Source organism: Microbacterium tenebrionis, assembly GCF_020682665.1.
Classification (GTDB): domain Bacteria; phylum Actinomycetota; class Actinomycetes; order Actinomycetales; family Microbacteriaceae; genus Microbacterium; species Microbacterium tenebrionis.
Genome location: NZ_JAGTTM010000005.1, coordinates 19,294 through 41,047 on the forward strand (window position 1 = coordinate 19,294; position 21,754 = coordinate 41,047).

Here is a 21,754-nt window from a genome sequence, read left to right on the forward strand (position 1 = left end):
AGGGCAATGCAGTCTCTCGGGTGACTCGTCGAACTCGGGGGACCTGCGCATTCGGGTTGCGCCGGTAACGAACAGAAAAACCCTACCGTGGCACCACTGGGAAAGTCATGCGCGCCGCGGTTGAATTCATGTTTCGAGCACAGCCGACAGACGGGCGTGCAACTCGGGCCCCGCAGCGATGATCATGGGACGGGCGGATGCCGTGTCGATGCGCGTGACCAGCCCACCCGCCTCTTCGACGAGGAGCGCTCCCGCGGCGAAATCCCACGGCTTCAGTCCGCGCTCGAAGTAGCCGTCGAGCCGCCCCGCCGCGACGTACGCGAGGTCGAGGGCCGCTGAGCCGATGCGCCGGAGATCGCGGGCGAGCGGCATCACCCGTCGGACGGTCGCCAGGTCACCGTCATGCGTCGCCGGATCGTATCCGAACCCGGTCGCCAGAAGCGCACCGGCGGGGTTGGGCCTCGTCACACCGAGCCGAAGCCCGCCGAGCCACGCTCCCCCGCCCCTGGCCGCCGTGAACAGCTCATCCACGGCGGGCGCGTAGACCGCAGCGGCGAGCGCCTCCCACGCGTCAGGATCGTCACCGCCCCGCACGGCGGCGATGCTGACGTTGTAGGAGGGGATGCCGTACGCGTAGTTCACAGTGCCGTCGATCGGGTCGACGACCCATGTGATGCCCGTCTCGCTGTCCGCCGCGCCCGACTCCTCGCCGAGGAACCCGTCGCCGGGCCGATCGGCGCTGAGCCGGTCGCGGATGAGCTGCTCGACCTCACGGTCCGCTTCGGTGACGATGTCGGCGAGGGTCGACTTCGTCGCCGCGAGTGCGACGCCGGCGGCCCGGCGCTCGCGAGCCAGCTCGCCGGCCTCGCGAGCGATGCCGGCTGCGAGTTCCTGCAGCTCGACCTCGATGGGCAGGTCCACGGTCACCGGAGGGGCGCCGGAGGCGGAGGCGGGAATGCGCCGGGCGCGGCCGGAGGCGGGAATGCGCCGGGCGCGGCCGGAGGCGTCGGCGGCTCCTCCGAGTGCGGCGGAACCTGCGGCTGCTCCGGCACCGGCGGCTCCACAGGCTCATGCACCTGCTCGGGCGCTGGTGCGTGCTCGGGCGCTGGTGCGTGCTCGGGAGCAGGTGACTTCTCAGGAACAGGTGTGGCAGCCGTGTCGCCTGCGATGCCGTCGGGCGCGGCCGGTGCCCCGGCCGGCGGCACCGGGAATCCGTCCGCTCCGATCGGCGCGTCCGGTGAGGACACCAGCGGCGGCGCATGTCCGTCCGACGGCACGGTTGGGAACGACGGCGTCGTCTCATGGGCCGGGTAATAGCTCTGCACCGGCGTCTGCTGTGTCGGATAGCCGGTGTAATACGCGTTCCAGTCCGGCGAGCCGTCGGGCAGCACCGGGAGCGGGGTCCTGCCGTCCGCGTACGTCGGCCACGGCTGGGCGCCCTGGTCGTTCGGTGTTGCGGGCAGGGCTGCGACGCCCGATCCGGTGAACGCTCCGTGGGCCTGTGCCGCCAGCGGGCCCACCTGCTTCTTCGGCGCGAACAGGGCGTTCAGCAGCGGGATGAGCGTCGTGCCCACGGCGGTGAGGATGGCGAGAGCGACGACGATTCGCCAGTACAGGTCGGAATACTCGAACGTGTCGGGCAACGTCAGGAAGATTACGAGCATCGCGACGAGCAGCACGAGCAACGCGACCGTGACGTAGTAGATCACGCGGGTGAACGTGGTCACGTACCGCTGAGCGGCCGCCGTGAACAGACGCACGTGCAGGAGCCCCAGCTGCAGGACGCCGACGATGACGAGCAGCAGGAAGAACCTTCCGACACCGCCGGTGTACTCACCCGGCTCATCGGGCAGCCAGATCTTGATGGCGCCGGCGATGAGCGCGACGATCCAGGTGATCATGCTCGCCAGCGCCAGCCAGTCGGGGCGCCGGGGCGCGAGCCCCGCCTCGAGGATGGCGATGCCGGCGAACGCCGCGAGCAGCAGGATCGTCAGGAACGCGCGGCCGATGATGCCGTCCTGATCACCGATCAGAACCCACACGACGCACACCAGTGCCGCCGCGATCAGTGCTCCGATGGCGATCCAGATCGCCCCGCGGATCAGCAGCGAAGCGTTCGGCTTCACCCCGGACTCCTTGACCTCTGACATGGTGGTCCCCCCTCTTCGGCCGACGTTGGAATCATCCTCGCATGTGAGGACCGTCCCGCGCGGGGGCGCCGCCGGTCCTGTGGGTAAGTCCGCGCGGACTCAGCGTGCGCGCTTCGCGGATGCCGCGGCGAACGCGGCGACCCGCGCCCTGGCATCCGGGGTGCCGAATGCGGCACCGATCGAGCGCGCCTCCTCCGCGAGCTGCTCGGGGAACGAACGCGAGGGCTGCGAGCGCACCAGGCGCTTGGCCTGGCCGTACGCGGCTGCGGCCCCGGCGAGCCAGAACCGCGCGACCTCTTCGGCACGGGCGCGGACGCGGCTCGCCTCGTCCTCGGCATCCGCACCCATCACGATCTCGGCGACCAGGCCCCACTCGAGGGCTTCTTCGGCGCTGAGCAGGCGATCCTGCAGAACGAGCTGCAGGGCGCGACGGGAGCCGACGGCATCCGCGAGCTGGGCCGACACCGACAGGTCGGGAGTGAGGCCGATGTTCGCGTACAGGCTGCCGATCTTCGATCGACTGCCGACGACCGCGTAGTCGGTGCTCAGCAGGATGCCGAGCCCGCCGCCGGCGGTCGTGCCGTGGGCTGCGGCGACCACCGGGATCGCCGACTCGGTGAGCGATCGGATCCCCTCGTTGATGACACCCGCCAGCTCGGTCAGGGGCGAGCCGTCTCCCATGGTGGAGGCCATCTCGATCACGTCGCCGCCGGCGCAGAAGGCGGGGCCTGTGGCATCCAGGATGATCGCCCGCACGTCGTCACGGGACGTCGCCTCGGCGGTAGCATCCCGCCACGCGTGGGCGAGGTCCGACCCGAAGGCGTTGAGGCGGGTGGGACGGTTGAGCGTGAGGCGGGCAAGCCCCTCATCGACCGAGAACTGGACGGTATCGCTCATGGGCATCTCCTTCGAAGCGCGGACTTCGCCAGCCTAGCCAGAACGTGCACTCAGTCGGTGTCCTGTTGTACCCGAGCGACAAAGCCCTCCATACGGCGGCGCGTTCCGTCCAGTCGCATGTCCACCTGACCGGCGGCGCGGATCTCATTCGGGGCGAGTGGATGCGCGAGCCGCACGTTGTCGTGGCAGGACAGGTCGGCGCAGATGTAGGTGCCGACGCCGTCGCCGCGGCGGCCTGCCTCACCGGTCTTGCGCGCGGTGAACAGGGCGACCTGGCTGCCCGGCTGCATCGTGTGGCAGATGTTGCACATGCCGTTACGGCTGCGACCGGGGTCGCTCGCGCGAACGACGACGCCGATCACCTCGTCACCGGACTGCACGAGGATGCACCCGCGCTTGCTGGATGCCGGATCCCGCCAGGCGAGGAAATCGTGGAAGTCCCAGTCGACGAGCAGGAAGTCGTGCGGCATCTCGATCATCCGCAGCTCGTCGTCGGTCGCGTTGATGAAGGCCGCACGGACGTCGGACTCGGTGAGCGCTCGCATCGTCCCAGTCTATGAACTCCCGCATGGCTCGATAAACGAACTGAGCGCCACCCCGTACGGGGCGACGCTCGATTCGTTCGGTGGCAAGTGAGGGATTCGAACCCCCGAAGTCTAAGACGGCTGATTTACAGTCAGCTCCCTTTGGCCGCTTGGGTAACTTGCCGAGTGCACACCCGTCCAGCTTGTACAGCCAACCGGGGGCGCGAGTATCCATCATACCTGCGCGACGCAGGTCGAAGAAATCGAACGATCAGCTGCCGCCGATGCCGCGTTCCCCGCCGTCGAGCGACTCGGGAGTCCGCAGCAGGCCGCCCTCGGCGCGGCACGTCGCGGCCGCCACATCCATCGCCCTCTGGAGCAGCCGCTGCCACTCGACGGCATGCTCCGGGCGGGCGGCGACCATGCCTGCGGCGACGGCTGCGAGCGTTGCATCTCCCGCACCGACCGTGTCCACGACGGGTCCGGGCAGCGCTGAGATCGGCGCCGTGAAGATCCCGGCATCCGCCTCGAGCACCGCACCCTCGCGGCCTGCCGTCGCGAGAACAGCGCCTGCGCCGAGCCCGCGCAGTCGCGCCCGCAGCGCGTCGAGATCGCCGTCGTACAGAAGGGCGGCGTCATCCGCACCGACCTTGACGACCGCGGCACCGGCGACGATCCTCTCGAACCCGCGCACGAACTCCGCCCGGTCGGCGAGCATGCCGGCCCGCGGGTTCGGATCGATGGCGACCTGCGCCCCTGCGAGGGCATCGACGAGAGCATCCACCTCGGCGACGCGGTCGAACGGGAAGCAGCTGATCACGGCGAGATCAGCGGTCCCGATCGCCTGCAGCGCCTCTTCGCCGTATCGGATGCTGCGCTGCTGCGCCGCATCGTTGAACACGTAGGTCGGCTCGCCGTCGCGGTTGCGGCGCACGATCGCGCGCGACGATCCGAGCGGAGACGGGCTGCTCACCAGAATCACACCGTGGTCGGCGAGGTACTCGCGGATGTGCGCGCCGGGCTCGTCGTCGCCGACCATCGCGATGAGCGTCGTAGGAATGCCGAGACGCCGGAGTCCGACCGCGACGTTGAGCGCGGCCCCGCCGACGAGCTCGCGCACTCCCCCGGCGTCGTGGATCTCGTCGATGAGCGCGTCGCCGATGACGACGACGGAGGATGCGTGGGGCATCCCATCATTGTCTCGTACCCGCGCTACCTTGTGACCCATGGACGCCACACGCATCGTCACCGCAGCCGCCGCGCTCCTGCTCGCCGCCGGCCTCGCCGGGTGCGGCGGTCCACCCTCCGGCGAGTCCGCGTCGCCATCGGAGTCTCCTGCGACCGAGACTCCTGAGCCTGCGGCATCCGCAACCCCGGATCCGACCGCGACCCCGACGGCCGAAGCGATCCCGATTCCCGATGACTGCCGTGCGATCCTCTCCGACGACGTGCTCGCCCAGCTCGACGGCATCCCGTTGAATGACCCGGCGTTCGGCGCCACGGGCATCCAGCCTGACGGCTCGCTGATCTGCGCGTGGGGCGACCCGGCCGCCGACACGACGGGCCTCACGACGACCATCTCGCACCTGAACCGGGGCCCGGCGCTCGATCTGCTCAACGAGCTCGCCGATGACGAGGACCTCGTCTGCTTCACGCCCGACAAGGGCATCCGCTGCGAGAAGACCTGGCCCAATGAGAACTATCCGGTCACCGATGGCCGCACGCTCTTCTGGCGCGAGGACGTGCTGATCGACACCCGGTACTCGAACCTCGCCCCGAGCGGGTACACCGCGAGCATCGTCGCGCACCTGTTCGACTAGCTGACGTGCCGACGTACGGCGAAGGCCCCGCCCCTCCGAAGAGGTGCGGGGCCTTCGCGGCGTGCGGGATCAGTTATAGGTTCCCGGGGTCACGTCATCCGTCGAGAACGCGTCGAAGTCGACGTAGCCGAACTCGCCCTCGGCGTACGCGCCGTCGGATGCGAAGATCCGGTTCGGGTAGCGCTCGCTCTTGGCCTCTTCCGTGGCCTCGACCGTGACGTTGCGGTACTTCGACAGACCGGTTCCGGCGGGGATGAGCTTACCGATGATGACGTTCTCCTTGAGACCGACCAGCGGGTCGCGCTTGCCCTGCATCGCAGCCTCGGTGAGCACGCGGGTCGTCTCCTGGAACGAGGCGGCCGACAGCCACGACTCGGTCGCCAGAGACGCCTTGGTGATACCCATCAGCTCCGAGCGGCCGGACGCCGGGCGCTTGCCCTCGGCCACAGCCTCGCGGTTGATCTGCTGGTAGCGCTTGAGGTCGACCATCTCACCCGGCAGCAGGGTCGTGTCGGCGTGGTCGACGACGGTGACCTTGCGGAGCATCTGACGGACGATGACCTCGATGTGCTTGTCGTGGATCGGCACACCCTGCGAGCGGTACACGCCCTGGACGCCGCCGACGAGGTACTTCTGCACCTCGCGGGCACCCATGACGCGCATGACCTCCTTGGGGTCGAGCGTGCCGACCTGCAGGGGCTGACCGACCGTGACGTGCTGGCCGTCCTCAACGAGGAGCGTCGCACGCTTCAGCACCGGGTAGACGACCTCTTCATCACCGTTGTCGGGCGTGAGAATGACCTTCTTGGCCTTCTCGGTCTCGTCGATCGTGATGCGGCCATCGGCCTCGGCGATCGGCGACGCGCCCTTGGGGGTACGCGCCTCGAAGAGCTCCTGCACACGGGGCAGACCCTGGGTGATGTCATCAGCCGAGGCCGAACCACCGGTGTGGAAGGTACGCATCGTCAGCTGGGTACCGGGCTCACCGATCGACTGTGCGGCGATGATGCCGACGGCCTCGCCGATGTCCACGGTCTTGCCGGTCGCAAGAGAGCGGCCGTAGCACTGCGCGCAGACCCCGACAGCGGAGTCGCAGGTCAGCACGGAGCGGACCTTGATCTCCTCGACACCGAGCTCGACGAGCTTGTCGATGAGCACGTCGCCCACGTCGTCGCCGGCCGAGGCGAGGACCTCGCCCGACTCGCTGACGACGTCAGCGGCCAGGGTACGGGCGAACACCGAGTTCTCGACGTTCGCGTCGCGCACCAGCTCGCCCTGCGAGTTCGGAGCGGCGATCGGGAGCGCGAGGCCCTTCGACGTGCCGCAGTCCTCTTCGCGGATGATGACGTCCTGCGAGACATCCACGAGGCGACGGGTCAGGTAACCCGAGTCGGCGGTGCGCAGAGCGGTGTCGGCCAGACCCTTACGGGTACCGTGCGTCGCGATGAAGTACTCCGCCACCGACAGACCCTCGCGGTACGAGGAGATGATCGGACGCGGGATGATCTCACCCTTGGGGTTGTTCACCAGGCCGCGCATACCCGCGATGTTGCGGATCTGCAGCCAGTTACCGCGAGCACCCGAGGACACCATGCGGTTGATGGTGTTGTCGGCCGGGAAGTTCTCGCGCATCGCGGCCTGGACCTCGTCGGTCGCCTCGGTCCAGATCTTGATGAGCTCCTGACGACGCTCGGCGTCGGTGGTGAGACCCTTCTCGTACTGCGACTGGACCTTCGCGGCCTGCTTCTCGTAGCCGGCGACGATCTCCTTCTTGTTCGGAGGAGTGAGGATGTCGCTCAGGGCGACGGTCACACCCGAGCGCGTGGCCCAGTAGAAACCGGCGTCCTTGATGCGGTCCAGCGTCGCAGCCGTCTCGACCTTCGGGTACTCCTCGGCCAGCTTGTTGACGATCTGCGAGAGCTTGCCCTTGTCGGCGGGCTCGCGCACGAACGGGTAGCCCTTCGGCAGCGTGGCGTTGAAGATCGCCTGACCCAGCGACGCGTCGACGAGACCGTGCTTCTCGTAGCCCTCAGGAGCCTGGCCCTCGAGGAAGGTCAGACCCGGGATGCGGATGCGGATCTTCGCCTGCAGGTCGAGGGTTCCCTCGTCCTTGGCCAGGATCGCCTCGGAGACCGAGCCGAACGCGCGACCCTCACCGGCAGCGCCCTCCTTGACCGTGGTCAGGTGGTGGAGGCCAATGATCATGTCCTGCGAGGGCAGGGTGACCGGGCGTCCGTCCGACGGCTTGAGGATGTTGTTCGACGCGAGCATCAGCACGCGGGCCTCGGCCTGAGCCTCGACCGACAGCGGCAGGTGCACGGCCATCTGGTCGCCGTCGAAGTCGGCGTTGAACGCCGCGCAGACGAGCGGGTGCAGCTGGATGGCCTTGCCCTCGACGAGCTGCGGCTCGAACGCCTGGATGCCGAGACGGTGCAGGGTGGGTGCACGGTTGAGCAGCACGGGGCGCTCGCGGATGATCTCCTCGAGCACGTCCCAGACCTCGGGACGCATGCGCTCGACCGAGCGCTTCGCGGCCTTGATGTTCTGCGAGTGACCCAGGTCGATCAGGCGCTTGATCACGAACGGCTTGAACAGCTCGATCGCCATGGTCTTGGGAAGACCGCACTGGTGCAGCTGCAGCTGCGGGCCGACGACGATGACCGAACGGCCCGAGTAGTCGACGCGCTTTCCGAGCAGGTTCTGACGGAAACGGCCCTGCTTGCCCTTGAGCATGTCGCTGAGCGACTTCAGAGCACGGTTTCCGGTGCCCGTGACGGGACGACCGCGGCGGCCGTTGTCGAACAGTGCGTCGACGGCCTCCTGCAGCATCCGCTTCTCGTTGTTCACGATGATCTCGGGGGCACCGAGGTCGATCAGGCGACGAAGACGGTTGTTGCGGTTGATGACGCGGCGATACAGGTCGTTCAGGTCGCTGGTCGCGAAGCGTCCACCGTCGAGCTGGACCATCGGGCGCAGCTCCGGCGGGATCACCGGGACGACGTCGAGGACCATGGATGCCGGCGACATGCCGGTCTCGAGGAACGAGTTGACGACCTTGAGGCGCTTGATCGCACGGATCTTGCGCTGGCCCTTGCCCTCGGAGATCTGCAGGTGCAGGCTCTCGGCCTCAGCCTGCAGGTCGAACGCGGCCAGGCGCCGCTGGATCGACTCCGCACCCATGTAGGCCTCGAAGTACTGACCGAAGCGGTCCTGCAGCTCGTGGAAGACGTCGTCCTCCGGACGCAGGGCGCCGACCTCGAGCGTGCGGAAGTCCTCCCACACGCGCTCGAGCTTGGCGATGGCGTCGTCTGCGCCCTTGCGCAGCTGCGACATCTCCTTCTCGGCGGCGTCCTTGACCTTCTTCTTGGCGTCGGCCTTGGCACCCTCGGCCTCCAGGGCCGCGAGCTCCTCCTCCAGCTTGGACATGCGCTCGGCGATCTTCGCGTCGCGACGGTCCGCGAGCGTCTTCAGCTCGAGGCGGATGTTGTTCTCCTGCGTGGCCAGGTCTCGGTGACGAGCATCCTCGTCGACCGAGATGACCATGTACGCGGCGAAGTAGATGACCTTCTCGAGGTCCTTCGGCGCCATGTCGAGCAGGTACCCGAGGCGCGACGGGACGCCCTTGAAGTACCAGATGTGGGTGACGGGTGCGGCGAGCTCGATGTGGCCCATGCGCTCACGACGGACGGAGCTCTTGGTGACCTCCACGCCGCAGCGCTCGCAGACGATGCCCTTGAATCGGACGCGCTTGTACTTGCCGCACGCGCACTCCCAGTCGCGGGAAGGTCCGAAGATCTGCTCACCGAACAGACCGTCCTTCTCGGGCTTGAGGGTGCGGTAGTTGATGGTTTCGGGCTTCTTCACCTCACCGTAGGACCATCCGCGGATGTCCTCTGCGGTGGCCAGGCCGATGCGAAGCTCGTCGAAGGTGTTTGACTCGAGCACTAGTTCTCCTGTGTCTCAATAAGAATTCGTTATCGGCCGGATCAGATCTCGTCGATCGAGGCGGACTCGAATCGGCTGGAGATGTTGATACCGAGCTCCTCGGCGGCGCGGAACGCCTCATCGTCGGTGTCGCGGAGGTTGACCGCCGTGCCATCGGCCGAGAGGACCTCGACGTTCAGGCAGAGCGACTGCATCTCCTTCATGAGCACCTTGAACGACTCGGGGATGCCGGGCTCCTGGATGTTCTCGCCCTTGACGATTGCCTCGTACACCTTGACGCGGCCGAGGATGTCGTCGGACTTGATCGTGAGGAGCTCCTGGAGCGCGTATGCCGCACCGTAGGCCTCGAGGGCCCACACCTCCATCTCACCGAAGCGCTGTCCACCGAACTGCGCCTTACCACCGAGCGGCTGCTGGGTGATCATGGAGTACGGACCGGTCGAACGGGCGTGGATCTTGTCGTCGACCAGGTGGTGCAGCTTCAGAATGTACATGTAGCCGACCGAGATCGGTGCCGGGAACGGCTCACCCGAGCGGCCGTCGAACAGCTGGGTCTTGCCCGAGCGGTCGATGAGGCGGTCGCCGTCGCGGGTCGGCAGCGTCGAGTCGAGGAGACCGGCGATCTCCTGCTCCTCTGCGCCGTCGAACACGGGGGTGGCGACCTTCGTGCCGGGTGCTGCCTCGCGAGCGGCGTCGGGCAGGTGCACGGCCCACTCCGGGGTGCCCTCGACCTTCCATCCCTGCTTGGCGATCCACCCGAGGTGGGTCTCCAGCACCTGGCCGAAGTTCATTCGACCAGGGATGCCGAGCGGGTTCAGGACGATGTCGACCGGGGTTCCGTCGGCGAGGAACGGCATGTCCTCGACCGGAAGGATCTTGGCGATGACGCCCTTGTTGCCGTGACGGCCGGCGAGCTTGTCGCCCTCGGTGATCTTGCGCTTCTGGGCGATGTAGACCACGACGCGGCGGTTGACGCCCGAGCCGAGCTCGTCGTCGCCGTCTTCGGCGTTGAACTCCTTGACGGCGATGATCGTGCCCTGCTCGCCGTGCGGCACCTTCAGCGAGGTGTCGCGGACCTCGCGGCTCTTCTCGTTGAAGATCGCGCGGAGCAGGCGCTCCTCGGCCGACAGCTCGGTCTCGCCCTTCGGCGTGACCTTGCCGACGAGGATGTCGCCGGGGCGGACCTCGGCGCCGATGCGGATGATGCCGCGCTCGTCGAGGTCCTTCAGCAGCTCGGGGCTGACGTTGGGGAGGTCACGGGTGATCTCCTCCTTGCCGAGCTTGGTGTCGCGGGCGTCGACCTCGTACTCCTCGATGTGGATCGAGGAGAGGGTGTCGTCCTTCACCAGGTCCTGGCTGAGGATGATCGCGTCCTCGAAGTTGTAGCCCTCCCACGTCATGAACGCGACGAGCAGGTTCTTGCCGAGCGCGAGCTCGCCGTTCTCGGTGGCGGGGCCGTCGGCGATGACCTCGCCGGCCTCCACGCGCTCACCGGCCGAGACGACGACCTTCTGGTTGTAGGACGTGCCCTGGTTCGAGCGGTCGAACTTGCGCAGGTGGTACTCCTGCGTGCCGCCCTCGTCGAGCTGCACGACCACGCGGTCGGCCGAGACCTCGGTGACGACACCGGCCTTGTCGGCGGTGAGCACGTCACCGGCGTCGATGGCCGCGTAGCCCTCCATACCGGTTCCGACCAGCGGCGAGTCGCTGCGCAGCAGCGGCACGGCCTGACGCTGCATGTTGGCGCCCATGAGCGCGCGCTGCGCGTCGTCGTGCTCGAGGAACGGCACGAGCGAGGTCGCGACCGAGACCATCTGACGCGGCGACACGTCCATGTAGCCGATCTCGGCGGGCTCGAACATGTCGACCTCGCCGCTGCCGCCCTTCGGGCGCGCAAGCACGTGGCTGTCGACGAAGCGCTTCTTCGCGTCGAGCGGCGCGTTGGCCTGCGCGATGTTGAAGTCGTTCTCCTCGGCGGCGGTCAGGTAGTCGATGTCATCGGTGACGACGCCGTCGACGACGCGACGGTACGGGGTCTCGATGAAGCCGAACGAGTTGATGCGCGCGAACGTCGCGAGCGAGCCGATCAGACCGATGTTCGGGCCTTCAGGGGTCTCGATGGGGCACATGCGGCCGTAGTGCGACGGGTGGACGTCGCGCACCTCGACGCCGGCGCGGTCGCGGGAGAGACCACCGGGGCCGAGGGCCGAGAGGCGGCGCTTGTGGGTCAGGCCCGCGAGCGGGTTGTTCTGATCCATGAACTGCGACAGCTGCGAGGTTCCGAAGAACTCCTTGATCGCGGCGACGACGGGGCGCACGTTGATCAGGGTCTGCGGCGTGATGGCCTCGATGTCCTGCGTGGTCATGCGCTCGCGGACGACGCGCTCCATGCGGGACAGACCCGTGCGGACCTGGTTCTGGATGAGCTCGCCGACGGCGCGGATGCGACGGTTGCCGAAGTTGTCGATGTCGTCGGTCGCGATGCGGATCTCGGCCTTCTTGCCGCTGCGGAGACCCTCGAAGGTCTCGTCGCCGCGGTGCAGGCGCACCAGGTACTTGATGGTCGCCACGATGTCCTCGACGGTGAGCACCGAGGAGTCGAGCGGCTGGTTCAGGCCCAGCTTCTGGTTGATCTTGTAGCGGCCGACCTTGGCGAGGTCGTAGCGCTTGGCGTTGAAGTAGAAGTTGTCCAGCAGCGCGCGGGCGGCCTCGGCGGCGACTTGCTCGCCCGGACGGAGCTTGCGGTAGATGTCGCGAAGCGCGTCTTCCTTGGTGAGGATGGTGTCCTTGGCCAGGGTCTCCTCGATGGAGGGGAAGCCGGCGAACTCGGCGAGGATCTCCTCGCTGGTCATGCCGAGCGCCTTGAGGAACACGGTGACGGACTGCTTGCGCTTGCGGTCGATGCGCACACCGACCTGGTCGCGCTTGTCGATCTCGAACTCGAGCCATGCACCGCGGCTGGGGATGACGCGGGCCGAGACGATGTCCTTGTCGGACGTCTTGTCGGGGGTCTTGTCGAAGTAGACGCCGGGCGAGCGGACGAGCTGCGAGACGACGACGCGCTCGGTGCCGTTGATGATGAACGTGCCCTTGCTGGTCTGCAGCGGGAAGTCGCCCATGAAGACGGTCTGCGTCTTGATCTCACCGGTCTGGTGGTTCATGAACTCGGCCTCGACGTACAGCGGGGCGGCGTAGGTCTTGCCGCGCTCCTTGCACTCGTCGATCGAGTACTTCTCGGGCTCGAGGTACGGGTTCGTGAAGCTCAGCTGCATCGTCTCGCTGAGGTCTTCGATCGGAGAGATCTCCTCGAAGATCTCCTCCAGACCGCTGAACTCGTTGAGGTCCTTGCGACCGGCCTTCTTGCCCTCGGCGACACGCGCCTTCCACGTGTCGTTGCCGACGAGCCAATCGAAGGACTCGGTCTGCAGCGCGAGAAGGTCGGGGACCGTCAGCGTGTCGGAGATCTTGGCGAACGAGAGGCGGGATGCTCCGCGTCCGTTCTTGTTGGTGGTGGATGTGGATGCGTTGCGAGCAGCAGCCAAGGGAATAACCTCCGTGAGCCCCGCAGGGCTTCTCGATTCCTTTGTCGTCAGGTGGAGTGCGCGCTCACGGTCTCAACATCTGCCGACCACCATATGAGGGCAGGGAGAACGGAGGCGCAAAGAACAACTATACGTCGGATTTCACGACATGGCAAGCAGAATCCTTGACCAATTCGGGATGCTGCGGTAAAAGCCCCAACCCTCGTGTTAGCGTCGACCAACCGCGGAGGTGATCGCTATGAGAATTCTGCTCGCCGGAGCATCCGGACTCATCGGGACCGAGGTCACCCGCCGGGCGGACGGAGCCCACGACGTGCGTCGCCTGGTGCGTCGCGTACCGCGTTCAGACAGCGAGTATCGCTGGGATCCGGCCTCCGGAGTGCTCCCGCCGGAGGCGCTCGAATGGGCGGATGCCGTGATCAGCCTGTCCGGCGCAAGCCTGTCTCGCCTGCCCTGGACGAGCAGATACCGCGCCGAGATCAGACGCAGCCGCGTGCAGACCACGGAGGCGATCGCGCGGGGCATCGCCGCCGCCGCGTCCCCGCCCGCAGCCTGGGTGTCGGCCTCCGCTGTGGGTTTCTACGGCGACCGGCCCGGGGAGATCCTCACGGAGGAGTCCGCCGGCGGCACGGGCTTCCTCGCCGATGTCGTCGCCGAGTGGGAAGCGGCCACGGATGCTGCGCGTCCGCACACCCGCGTCGTGAACGCGCGCACCGGGCTCGTGCTCGCTGGAGCGCTGAGCCCCTTGATCATCACGACGCGGCTCGGTCTGGGCGCTCAGGTCGGCGATGGCCGTCAGCACTGGCCGTGGATCGGGCTGGACGACGAGGCCCGCGCTCTCCTGCACCTGGCGACCGACTCCGCGACGAGCGGACCTGTGAACCTCGTGGCTCCGACCCGGTCCACCGCCCGTGATGTCAGCCGTGCCCTCGCCCGGGGGATGCACCGGCCCCATCTGTTCGCCTTGCCGCGCTTCGCTCTGCGGGCAGCGCTGGGCCGGGCAGCGGACGAGCTCCTCCTCGCCGACCAGGCGGTGGAACCGCGGGTCCTGCTGACGGACGGCTTCACCTTCGAGCAGCCGACCATCGACGAAGGCGTCCGAGCCCTGTTGAGCGCCCGTCGCGCCGAAGCCTGAGGCCGCCCGCGGCTCTCAGCGCACCAGGAGCAGGGCGCGAGCTGCCTCAGCGCCGAGACGGCTGGCCGCGCCGACCTCGATCGTGGGGACGGGCAGCGGATGCTGCGCGGCCAGGCCCACGTTGACGACCACCGTGTGCGGGTCGCGGGCAGCGGCGGCATCGACGAGCTCGCGCTGCTCGGCATCCACGTCGGGTCGGTCGATGAGCAGCACCAGGCGTCCCTCGGCAGCCGTCGCGGCATCCAGAGCGGCGCTCCGCTCGTCGTCCGAGGCACGGGCGACGTCGAGCCGCACGCGGAATCCGTCGCCGGCAAGTGCCTCGGCGACGTAAGCGGCGGCGCTGTCGACCGCGAGCGTGGAGCGGCGGCGGGCGTCGACGACGGCGAGGGCGGATGCCACGGCATCCGCGCCGGCGACGGCCAGGTCGCCCGTGACGTGCAGGGCGGCCCGGACGATCGAGGCGCCGTCGAACGCCGGCGCCTCGGCAGGCGTCGCCTCCGCGAGGTGCGCGGCGAGCGCGCGAACGCGGTCACGGGCCTGCTCGACGCGTTCGCGGGCGAGCGTTCCGTCGCGCAGCGCCGCGACGACCGCGTCGCGGGCTGCGAGATAGTCCTGCTCGTCCTGATCGGATGCCGCGGCATCCCCGGGGTTGGTCGGATTGCCGATGCACAGCAGATCGGCGCCCGCGGCGAGCGCCTGCACCGCTCCCCCGCCGATGCCGACGGACTCGCGGATCGCTGCCATGTCGAGCGCATCGGTGATGATGACGCCGTCGAAGCCCATCTCGCGCAGCCGCCCCGGGACCGCAGGGTTCAGCGTCGCCGGCTGCCGGCCCCACGCGGGGACGACGATGTGCGCGGTCATGATCGTGCGGGCGCCGGCGGCGATCGCAGCCCGGAACGGCTCGATATGCACGTCCTCGACCTCGGACGGGTCGAGGGTGATCACGGGCAGAGCATGGTGCGAGTCGAGGTGGGTGTCGCCGTGGCCGGGGAAGTGCTTGACGCACGCGGCCGCGCCGCCGGCCTGCACACCGCGAACGGCGGCGGCGACATGACGCGAGACGAGCGCGGCGTCCGAGCCGAATGAGCGGACGCCGATGACAGGATTGCGCGGATCGGTGTTGACGTCGGCGACAGGGCCGAGCACGACGTCGACACCGGCGGCACGCGCACGCCGGGCCAGCTCGCGGCCCGTCGCCTCGGTGGCATCCGGATCGTCGAGGGCCCCGAGCTGCGCTGCCCCAGGCAGCGTCGAGCCGGTCGCGACCTCGAGGCGGGTGACGCTGCCGCCCTCTTCGTCGATGCCGATCAGCGCGTGCGGGTTCGCGTCGTGGATCGCGGAGCTCAGCGACGCGATGTCGCCGGCGACGTTCTGACCGAAGTACACGACGCCGGCGAGGTCGTCCTCGAGTGCCGCGTGCAGCCAGGCCGGAACGGTCGTGCCGAAGAATCCCGGCCACAGGACGCTGTTCGCGAGGCGGGTGAGGTCGTCCGTCATCCCTTCACGGCCCCCGAGGTCATGCCGCTGGCGAGACGCCCCTGCACGATCACGAAGAAGATCATGACCGGGATGGTGATGATCGTGGACGCGGCCATGATGCTGCCCCAGTCATTGGAGTGCAGGCCGAAGAACGACTTCAGGCCGATCGCGACGGTGTACTGGTCGGTCGCGCCGCCGAGCATCGTCATGGCGAAGATGAACTCGTTCCACGCGGTGATGAAGCTGAAGATGCTCGTGGCGACCAGGCCCGGCATGACCAGGGGAAGCAGTACCGAGCGGAACATCCGCCACCAGCTCGCGCCGTCGAGGTACGCGGCCTCCTCGAGCTCGACGGGGACGGCGGCGACGAAGCCGCGCAGCATCCAGATGCCGAACGCGAGCGAGAGCGCGATGTAGACGATCATCAGACCGATGATGCTGTTGAGCAGACCCAAGCTCTTCACCTGCAGGAACAGCGGGATCACGAGCGCCTCGAGCGGCACCATCTGCACCACGAGGATCATCATGAGGATCATGGTGCGGAACCGGAACTTGAACCGCGCGACGGCGACCGCGGCGAGCAGGCACACCAGGGCGCTGACGAGCACGGTGACCAGCGCCACGATGGCGGAGTTGCGCAGGTACGTCCCGAACCCGCCCTCGTTGAACACGAACGCGAAGTGATCGAGGGTGAACGCCTCGGGAATGAACGAGCGCCCGCCGCTGGACGCGTTCGCGTCGAAGGCGCTGGAGACCATCCAGTACGCGGGGAACAGCGTGAACGCGAGCACGACGACGACGCCGACGCCGACGCCGACGCGCGAGAGGACGGACTTCTTGGGGTTCACAGTTCGTCCTCCTTCATGAGCGAGCGGATGTACACGATCGTGATGCCGATCAGCACGAGGGTGAGCAGCACCGCGAGCGCGGCGCCGAAGCCGTAGCGGTTCTGACCGAACGATTCGACGTACGACCAGACGCCGAGATTGAGCACCGACCGGTTCGAGCCGGATCCGCCCGGCATCAGGTAGACCTGCGCGAAGACCTTGAAGTCCCAGATGGTCGAAAGGATGATCACGACCGAGAAGACGGGGCGCAGGGTCGGGAAGACGATCTGCCAGAAACGGCGCCAGGCGCCGGCGCCGTCCATCGCGGCGGCCTCGAGCATCTCCTTCGAGACGCCGAGAAGGCCCGCGAGCACGGTGATCGCGACGAACGGGAAGCCGTGGTGGACGACGTTGAGGAGCACGATCGCGTAGAACGACCACTGGTTCGTGAACCAGTTGACGGGCCCGTCGATGAGGCCGAGACCCAGGAGCATGTCGTTGAAGATGCCCCGGTCGGCGTCGAAGATGAAGGTCCACACGTACGTGCCGGTGACCGCGGGCATCGCCCAGGCGATCATGATGCAGCTGGCGACGATCAGCCGCCAGGTCTTGCCGAGGCGCTGCAGGAGCAGCGCCACGAGCGTGCCGACGGCGACCGTGGTGAATACGGCGACGGCTGCGAAGCCGACCGTGTTGGGAAGGACGACGGTCCAGAGGGTCTCGTCGGTCAGCGCCTCGATGTAGTTGCCGAAGCCGATCCAGTTGTTCTCGCCGGTGTTGATCTCGCGCAGACCGTAGTCCTGCAGCGAGTAGATGAACACCTGCACGAGCGGCCAGAGCATGAGCCCGGCCAGGATGATGAGTCCCGGCGCGAGGAGCAGCCACGGCCGGCTCTTCGCGAGCAGGGTGAACCGATTGGATCGGCGGCCACCGGGCACGGAGGCGGGGGTGTTGTTCCCCGCCTCCGTGGGTGTCGGCAGCGGTGCGTGCACCGTCGACATCAAGAGATACTGCCTAACTTGTCGAAGCTGGAGCTACCAGTCTCACTGATTGAGCAGCTCGGTCATCTCGGCCGCGGCATCCTTCGTCGCGGTGGCGACGTCCTTCTGCCCGCTGAGGATCGACTGCATCATGGCGTTGGTCGTCTTCTTCGCCTGGACGGCGCCGAAGTTCGGGGTGACGGGCACCGAAGCGCCGCCGTCGACCATCTGCTGAGCGAACGGCGCGACCAGCGGGTCGGTCGAGGCCAGCGCCTCTTCCATCGCCGAGGCGACACCCGGGAAGTAACCGGTCTGCGAAGCCCACTTCTCGGCGAACTCGCCCGTGGTCATCATCTTGGTGAACTCCCACGCGAGGTCGGCGTTCTTCGTCGTGTTGAAGATCGACAGGTGCGAGCCGCCGAGCACGGAAGGAGCGATGCCGCCGTCCTTGCCGGGGATGACGGCTGCGCCGATCTTGCCCTCGAGGTCGGGGTTCGCCTCGACGAGCGAGCCGGGGGTCCACGAGCCCGAGAGCATCATGGCGACGTTGCCCTGCGAGAACGCGTCACTGAGGTCGGTCTCCTTCCAGGTGGTCGCACCCGCGGAGGAGAAGCCGTGCTCGGTGGCGAGGTCGGTGTAGAACTGGATGCCCTCCTGCGACTCGGCGCTGTCGAGCTCGCTCGTCCAGGTGTCGCCGTCGAGCGTGGCGATCTCGCCACCGGCTCCCCAGACCCAGGGGTACACCTGGAACTCGGCATCGCCCGGCACCGGGAAGGCCATCATCTCGGGGTGGGCCTTCTTGATGGCCTCGCCGGCGGTGACGATGTCATCCCACGTCTTCGGAGCCTCGAGACCGAGCTCCTCGAAGATGTCGGTGCGGTAGACGAGCGCACGCACACCGGCGTACCACGGCATGCCGTAGAGCTCCTCGTCGTAGGTTCCAGCGACCTCGAGACCCTCGACGAGGTCGTCGCGCAGGCCGTCTTCACCGTCGACGTACTCGTCGATCGGCAGCAGCGCACCCGCGTCGGCGAACTCGGCGGTCCAGGTCGTCCCGGTCTCGGCGACATCGGGGGTCGTGCCACCGGCGATCGCGGTCACGAACCGGTCGTGCGCGTCGGCCCACTGGACCTCTTCGATCTCGACCTTGGCTCCGGTCTCCTCTTCGAAGGCCGCGGACACCTCGTCGTAGAACGCGGTCGCGTCGGGGTTGGTGCCCTTCATGATCCAGACGTTCAGGGTCTGCCCCTCGCCGTCCGTCCCACCGTCGCCCTCGCCGCCGCCTGCGGCGCAGCCGGCAAGGCCCAGCGAAGCCGTGACGCCCAGCGCCACGATCGAAAGAACCCGCTTCTTCATAAGCTGAATCTCCTCATTGAAAACTGCCCTCGGCCACGGCGGTCGCGGGCCGACTTGGAAAAAGTATTCACCACTAACAAACTCCCCGCAACCCGACTTCCCGATCGTCATCGACCTGTAACACGCCGGTCACGACGGCGCACCGAAGTAGGCTCGGCAGCGTGGGACGCACACGCGCTCGGGACGCCGAGCATCCGACGGCACGCCTCGATCACGGCGGGATCGCCACCGTCGTCCCCTCGGAGTTCACGTCGGGCTTCGAGCTCATCGTCGACGGGACCCCGCAGTCGCACGTCGACCTCGCCGACCCCACGCACCTGCACTTCGAGTACATCGTCCGGATGGGCGCCGTCATCGACCAGCTGCCGGGCGGCCCGCTGACGGCCGTGCACCTGGGCGCTGGTGCGATGACGATCCCGCGCTACGTCGAGGCCACCCGCCCTGGATCGCGGCAGCAGGTGATCGAGCTCGAGGCTCCGCTGGCGGCCCTCGTCCGCGAGCATCTGCCGCTGCCCAAGGGCGCATCCATCCGGATGCGGATCGGTGACGCCCGCGCGGGTGTGGGGAAGCTGCCCGGCGCTCTGACCGGCGCCTGCGATCTCGTCGTCTCCGACGTGTACTCGGGCGCGCAGACTCCGGCGCATCTGACGAGCGCGGAGTTCTACCGCGAGCTGTCGTCACTGCTCGGCCCGGCGGGCGTCCTGCTCGTGAACGTCGCGGACGGACCCGGTCTCGCATTCGCCAGACGCCAGGTCGCCACGATCGCGCACGTGCTGCCGGAGGTCGCCCTCCTCGCCGACACGCAGGTGCTCAAGGGCCGCCGGTTCGGCAACCTCGTGATCGCGGCATCCGCCGCTCCCCTGCCGACCGACTGGCTGCCGCGGATGCTGGCGGCCGGTCCCCATCCGGCGAAGATCGCGCAGGGCGCGGAGGTGCGGGCGTTCGCGCAGGATGCCCGGATCGTCACGGATGCGGATGCCGTGGCATCCCCGAAGCCCGACGCATCGATCTTCCTGCGCTGAAAACGGCATCCGGGGCGCGCCGACCCCGACTCCCGCGAACTCGGATGCAGACTGAGGATGCTGCGAGAGGAGAGCACGTTGGGTTACATCAAGGGTTACGACTCCGAGACTCTTCGCGAGCAGGTGGACCAGGCCGAGTGCGCCGCTCGGCTCGCCGAGATCGAGGAGCAGCGGAGCCTCCCGGCCATGCTCGAGCGGGTCTGGCTGCTGAAGGTGCTGGACCGGCTGGACGAGGCGCTGTCGCTGTCGGACGAATCGGTGCGCGTGGCGCGGATGGCAGGCACCCGCAAGGACGTGCTGCGCTCCCGCGTGCTGCACGCGACGATCCTGCAGTACCGCGGCGCGCACGCCGCCGCAGAGCAGGAGCTCACGACCTGCGCCGCCGAAGCCGAGGGCCAGCGCTGGGCGGGGATCGCCGCGTTCGCGCACCAGAACCACGGACGCAACGCCTACGAGGCCGGCGACTTCGAGCAGGCGCGCGAGAGCTTCAAGCAGGCGCTGTTCCTGCGACGCGAGGCCGGCGCGTCCGACGAGGAGCTGGGGAGCGTGCTGCTGTCGATCGAGGCCGCCGAGCGCCGCCGCAGCGGCGAGCTCATCGCCGGCTGAGCCGATGTCCGGGGCCTCATCTAGCCTGGATGCATGGCCGATCTGAACCGTGTGCGTGTCTGGGCCGACGCGCTCATCCGCATGCACCTCGACGCGTCGTGGTCGTTCGGGTTCGACAACGCCAAGCTCCGTGCCGGGCAGTGCGATTTCCGCAAGAAGCGGATCACAGTCTCGCGGTACCTGGCCGCCCGCTTCGAGGACGACGAGATCCACCAGGTGCTGCTGCACGAGGTCGCCCACGCCCTGGCCGGTCATCGCGCGGCGCACGGTCCGACGTGGCGGCGGACGGCCCGCGAGCTGGGGTACGTCGGCGGCGCGACGCATCACGGCGAGACAGCCCACGAGCTCGCACCGTGGGTCGGCACCTGCCCGTCGGGTCATGTGACCTATCGGCACCGGCGCCCCAGCCGGCCCACGTCGTGCGCGAAGTGCTCGAAGACCTACGACCCGCGTTTCGAATTCGCCTGGCTGCGCCGCGAGATCACCCCCGCCGCGCGTCTCGCCGCCCGCACCCCGCGCTGACGCTCGGTCGCGTCAGGGCGCCACGCGAGTCATCGAGCGTTCTCGCGGTCGTCGAGCACCCGTGTCGTCGAGCACCCGTGTCGTCGAGCACCCCGAGTCGCTGGATCAGCACCCCGAGTCGCTGGATCAGCTCCATGGGTCGCTGGATCAGCTCCACGGGTCGCCCCGCGAACGGAGCGAGACGGAGCGGGCTGAGCGATACGAAGCGGGCTGACCGACAGCAGGGAGTCGAAGTCCTCTCTCAGACGAACGCGACGAACTCGTCGCCGTCGAGCACCGGCACCGCGTCGGTCGCGTCGACCTCGGCCGCAGCCTTCGGGTCGGTCGGGGTCAGCCCGGCCGCCTCCATCTTCGCGGTCGCCTGGACGCCCGCGGCGATCTCCTTGGCGGATCCGGATGCGGTGAGCAGGTGCCTCAGCGCCCGGCGCAGTCCGCGGGCGGACTCGCATGCCGCTGCGGCTTCCGGCGAGGTGTGATCCGCGCCCAGATCGCTGAGCGCCGCGATGATGGTGCCCGCGCCGAGGAGGTCCTCGACGGCGAAGCGGAGGTCGCCGGCATCCGTCAACTCCCCCGCCGCGATGACGGCCACCGAGGTTCGCTGCTGACGGCGGTTCTGGATCTCCAGCACCGCGCGTGCGGTCGCGGCGGCGTTGCGGAGCGATCCGATCAGCACGGTCGCCTCCCGCGCGGCGGCCGCGACGGCGGCTCCGTCGCGCGACCAGGTTGCGGCATCCGTGAGCGAGACGGTGCGGCCGGAGGCGACCGCATCCGTCACGGTCGACGAGAAGCGGAGCACGTCGACGACTACGACGACATCGGCCGGTGCGAGGCGCTCGAGCCCCGCGACACCCCACTCGAAACGGACCTGGTACGACGACTGATCGAACGGCTGCGGCATCCCCCCACCCTATGGGCGACAGGGGTCGCGGATGGCTGCCACCGTCAT

17 protein-coding genes and 1 tRNA gene are annotated in these 21,754 nt (G+C 68.3%); 5 read left to right on the forward strand and 13 right to left on the reverse strand.

Annotated features, from left to right (window positions below; genetic code table 11):
• Positions 1-126: 126 nt before the first annotated feature.
• From KEC56_RS11830 to KEC56_RS11855, 6 genes are all read right to left on the reverse strand, one after another.
• Positions 127-927, reverse strand: a complete 801-nt coding sequence (locus KEC56_RS11830; protein ID WP_372456279.1) for an inositol monophosphatase family protein — start codon at positions 925-927, stop codon at positions 127-129.
• Positions 924-2,126 carry a hypothetical protein gene (locus KEC56_RS11835; protein WP_227531108.1) on the reverse strand — a complete coding sequence of 401 codons (1,203 nt, stop codon included), beginning with the start codon at positions 2,124-2,126 and terminating at the stop codon, positions 924-926. The genes KEC56_RS11830 and KEC56_RS11835 overlap by 4 nt, the downstream gene beginning before the upstream one ends.
• A 123-nt stretch (positions 2,127-2,249) precedes the next feature.
• Positions 2,250-3,047: an enoyl-CoA hydratase/isomerase family protein gene (locus KEC56_RS11840; protein ID WP_227531109.1), complete on the reverse strand. Its 798-nt coding sequence runs from the start codon at positions 3,045-3,047 to the stop codon at positions 2,250-2,252.
• Between the two features lie 50 nt (positions 3,048-3,097).
• Positions 3,098-3,592, reverse strand: coding sequence for an FBP domain-containing protein (locus KEC56_RS11845; protein WP_175989029.1), 495 nt, complete (start codon positions 3,590-3,592; stop codon positions 3,098-3,100).
• An 81-nt stretch (positions 3,593-3,673) separates the two neighbouring features.
• Positions 3,674-3,755 (reverse strand) — tRNA-Tyr (locus KEC56_RS11850).
• Between the two features lie 87 nt (positions 3,756-3,842).
• Entirely contained in the window at positions 3,843-4,760 is a 918-nt protein-coding gene (locus tag KEC56_RS11855; protein WP_227531110.1) for a PfkB family carbohydrate kinase, read from the reverse strand.
• A gap of 37 nt (positions 4,761-4,797) precedes the next feature.
• Here KEC56_RS11855 and KEC56_RS11860 point away from each other — a divergent pair, with 37 nt between their 5' ends.
• Positions 4,798-5,391 (forward strand): hypothetical protein, encoded by a 594-nt coding sequence (locus KEC56_RS11860; RefSeq protein ID WP_227531111.1) that lies wholly within the window; start codon positions 4,798-4,800, stop codon positions 5,389-5,391.
• 69 nt (positions 5,392-5,460) lie between these two features.
• On the opposite strand, the gene rpoC is transcribed toward KEC56_RS11860, so the two are convergent.
• On the reverse strand, positions 5,461-9,336 hold the full coding sequence (rpoC, locus tag KEC56_RS11865) for a DNA-directed RNA polymerase subunit beta' (RefSeq protein WP_175989024.1): 3,876 nt from the start codon (positions 9,334-9,336) through the stop codon (positions 5,461-5,463).
• Between the two features lie 41 nt (positions 9,337-9,377).
• Positions 9,378-12,878, reverse strand: a complete 3,501-nt coding sequence (rpoB, locus tag KEC56_RS11870) for a DNA-directed RNA polymerase subunit beta (RefSeq protein ID WP_227531112.1) — start codon at positions 12,876-12,878, stop codon at positions 9,378-9,380.
• A gap of 238 nt (positions 12,879-13,116) precedes the next feature.
• On the opposite strand from rpoB, the gene KEC56_RS11875 reads away from it, so the two are divergent.
• Positions 13,117-14,013 carry a TIGR01777 family oxidoreductase gene (locus KEC56_RS11875; protein ID WP_227531113.1) on the forward strand — a complete coding sequence of 299 codons (897 nt, stop codon included), beginning with the start codon at positions 13,117-13,119 and terminating at the stop codon, positions 14,011-14,013.
• Positions 14,014-14,028: 15 nt separating this feature from the next.
• Here KEC56_RS11875 and KEC56_RS11880 read toward each other — a convergent pair whose 3' ends face one another.
• From KEC56_RS11880 to KEC56_RS11895, 4 genes are read right to left on the reverse strand one after another with little or no spacing between them, the layout of a single operon-like run.
• Entirely contained in the window at positions 14,029-15,513 is a 1,485-nt protein-coding gene (locus KEC56_RS11880; RefSeq protein WP_227531114.1) for a glycoside hydrolase family 3 protein, read from the reverse strand.
• Positions 15,510-16,343, reverse strand: coding sequence for a carbohydrate ABC transporter permease (locus KEC56_RS11885; RefSeq protein WP_175988327.1), 834 nt, complete (start codon positions 16,341-16,343; stop codon positions 15,510-15,512). The genes KEC56_RS11880 and KEC56_RS11885 overlap by 4 nt, the downstream gene beginning before the upstream one ends.
• On the reverse strand, positions 16,340-17,323 hold the full coding sequence (locus KEC56_RS11890) for a carbohydrate ABC transporter permease (protein ID WP_175988329.1): 984 nt from the start codon (positions 17,321-17,323) through the stop codon (positions 16,340-16,342). Before KEC56_RS11890 ends, KEC56_RS11885 begins: the two co-directional genes overlap by 4 nt.
• Before the next feature lie 42 nt (positions 17,324-17,365).
• The gene (locus KEC56_RS11895) at positions 17,366-18,658 is read right to left on the reverse strand and encodes a sugar ABC transporter substrate-binding protein (RefSeq protein ID WP_227531115.1); all 1,293 of its coding nucleotides are present in this window, start codon (positions 18,656-18,658) and stop codon (positions 17,366-17,368) included.
• 161 nt (positions 18,659-18,819) lie between these two features.
• On the opposite strand from KEC56_RS11895, the gene KEC56_RS11900 reads away from it, so the two are divergent.
• The 3 genes from KEC56_RS11900 to KEC56_RS11910 all read left to right on the forward strand — a co-directional run bounded on the left by KEC56_RS11900 (position 18,820) and on the right by KEC56_RS11910 (position 20,808).
• Positions 18,820-19,680, forward strand: a complete 861-nt coding sequence (locus KEC56_RS11900) for a spermidine synthase (RefSeq protein ID WP_227531116.1) — start codon at positions 18,820-18,822, stop codon at positions 19,678-19,680.
• Positions 19,681-19,758: 78 nt separating this feature from the next.
• The gene (locus tag KEC56_RS11905) at positions 19,759-20,286 is read left to right on the forward strand and encodes a hypothetical protein (RefSeq protein WP_227531117.1); all 528 of its coding nucleotides are present in this window, start codon (positions 19,759-19,761) and stop codon (positions 20,284-20,286) included.
• A 33-nt stretch (positions 20,287-20,319) separates the two neighbouring features.
• Positions 20,320-20,808: a SprT-like domain-containing protein gene (locus KEC56_RS11910; protein ID WP_175988335.1), complete on the forward strand. Its 489-nt coding sequence runs from the start codon at positions 20,320-20,322 to the stop codon at positions 20,806-20,808.
• Positions 20,809-21,049: 241 nt separating this feature from the next.
• Here the strand turns inward: KEC56_RS11910 and KEC56_RS11915 are convergent, their stop codons facing one another.
• On the reverse strand, positions 21,050-21,706 hold the full coding sequence (locus KEC56_RS11915; RefSeq protein ID WP_227531118.1) for a 2-phosphosulfolactate phosphatase: 657 nt from the start codon (positions 21,704-21,706) through the stop codon (positions 21,050-21,052).
• Positions 21,707-21,754: the final 48 nt, after the last annotated feature.

Coding starts and splice junctions, on each gene's coding strand:
- KEC56_RS11895 (WP_227531115.1), bottom strand. CDS start 18,658: ATGAAGAAGCGGGTTCTTTCGATCGTGGCGCTGGGCGTCACGGCTTCG.
- KEC56_RS11860 (WP_227531111.1), top strand. CDS start 4,798: ATGGACGCCACACGCATCGTCACCGCAGCCGCCGCGCTCCTGCTCGCC.
- KEC56_RS11910 (WP_175988335.1), top strand. CDS start 20,320: ATGGCCGATCTGAACCGTGTGCGTGTCTGGGCCGACGCGCTCATCCGC.
- KEC56_RS11845 (WP_175989029.1), bottom strand. CDS start 3,592: ATGCGAGCGCTCACCGAGTCCGACGTCCGTGCGGCCTTCATCAACGCG.
- KEC56_RS11875 (WP_227531113.1), top strand. CDS start 13,117: ATGAGAATTCTGCTCGCCGGAGCATCCGGACTCATCGGGACCGAGGTC.
- KEC56_RS11840 (WP_227531109.1), bottom strand. CDS start 3,047: ATGAGCGATACCGTCCAGTTCTCGGTCGATGAGGGGCTTGCCCGCCTC.
- KEC56_RS11880 (WP_227531114.1), bottom strand. CDS start 15,513: ATGACGGACGACCTCACCCGCCTCGCGAACAGCGTCCTGTGGCCGGGA.
- KEC56_RS11915 (WP_227531118.1), bottom strand. CDS start 21,706: ATGCCGCAGCCGTTCGATCAGTCGTCGTACCAGGTCCGTTTCGAGTGG.
- KEC56_RS11890 (WP_175988329.1), bottom strand. CDS start 17,323: ATGTCGACGGTGCACGCACCGCTGCCGACACCCACGGAGGCGGGGAAC.
- KEC56_RS11855 (WP_227531110.1), bottom strand. CDS start 4,760: ATGCCCCACGCATCCTCCGTCGTCGTCATCGGCGACGCGCTCATCGAC.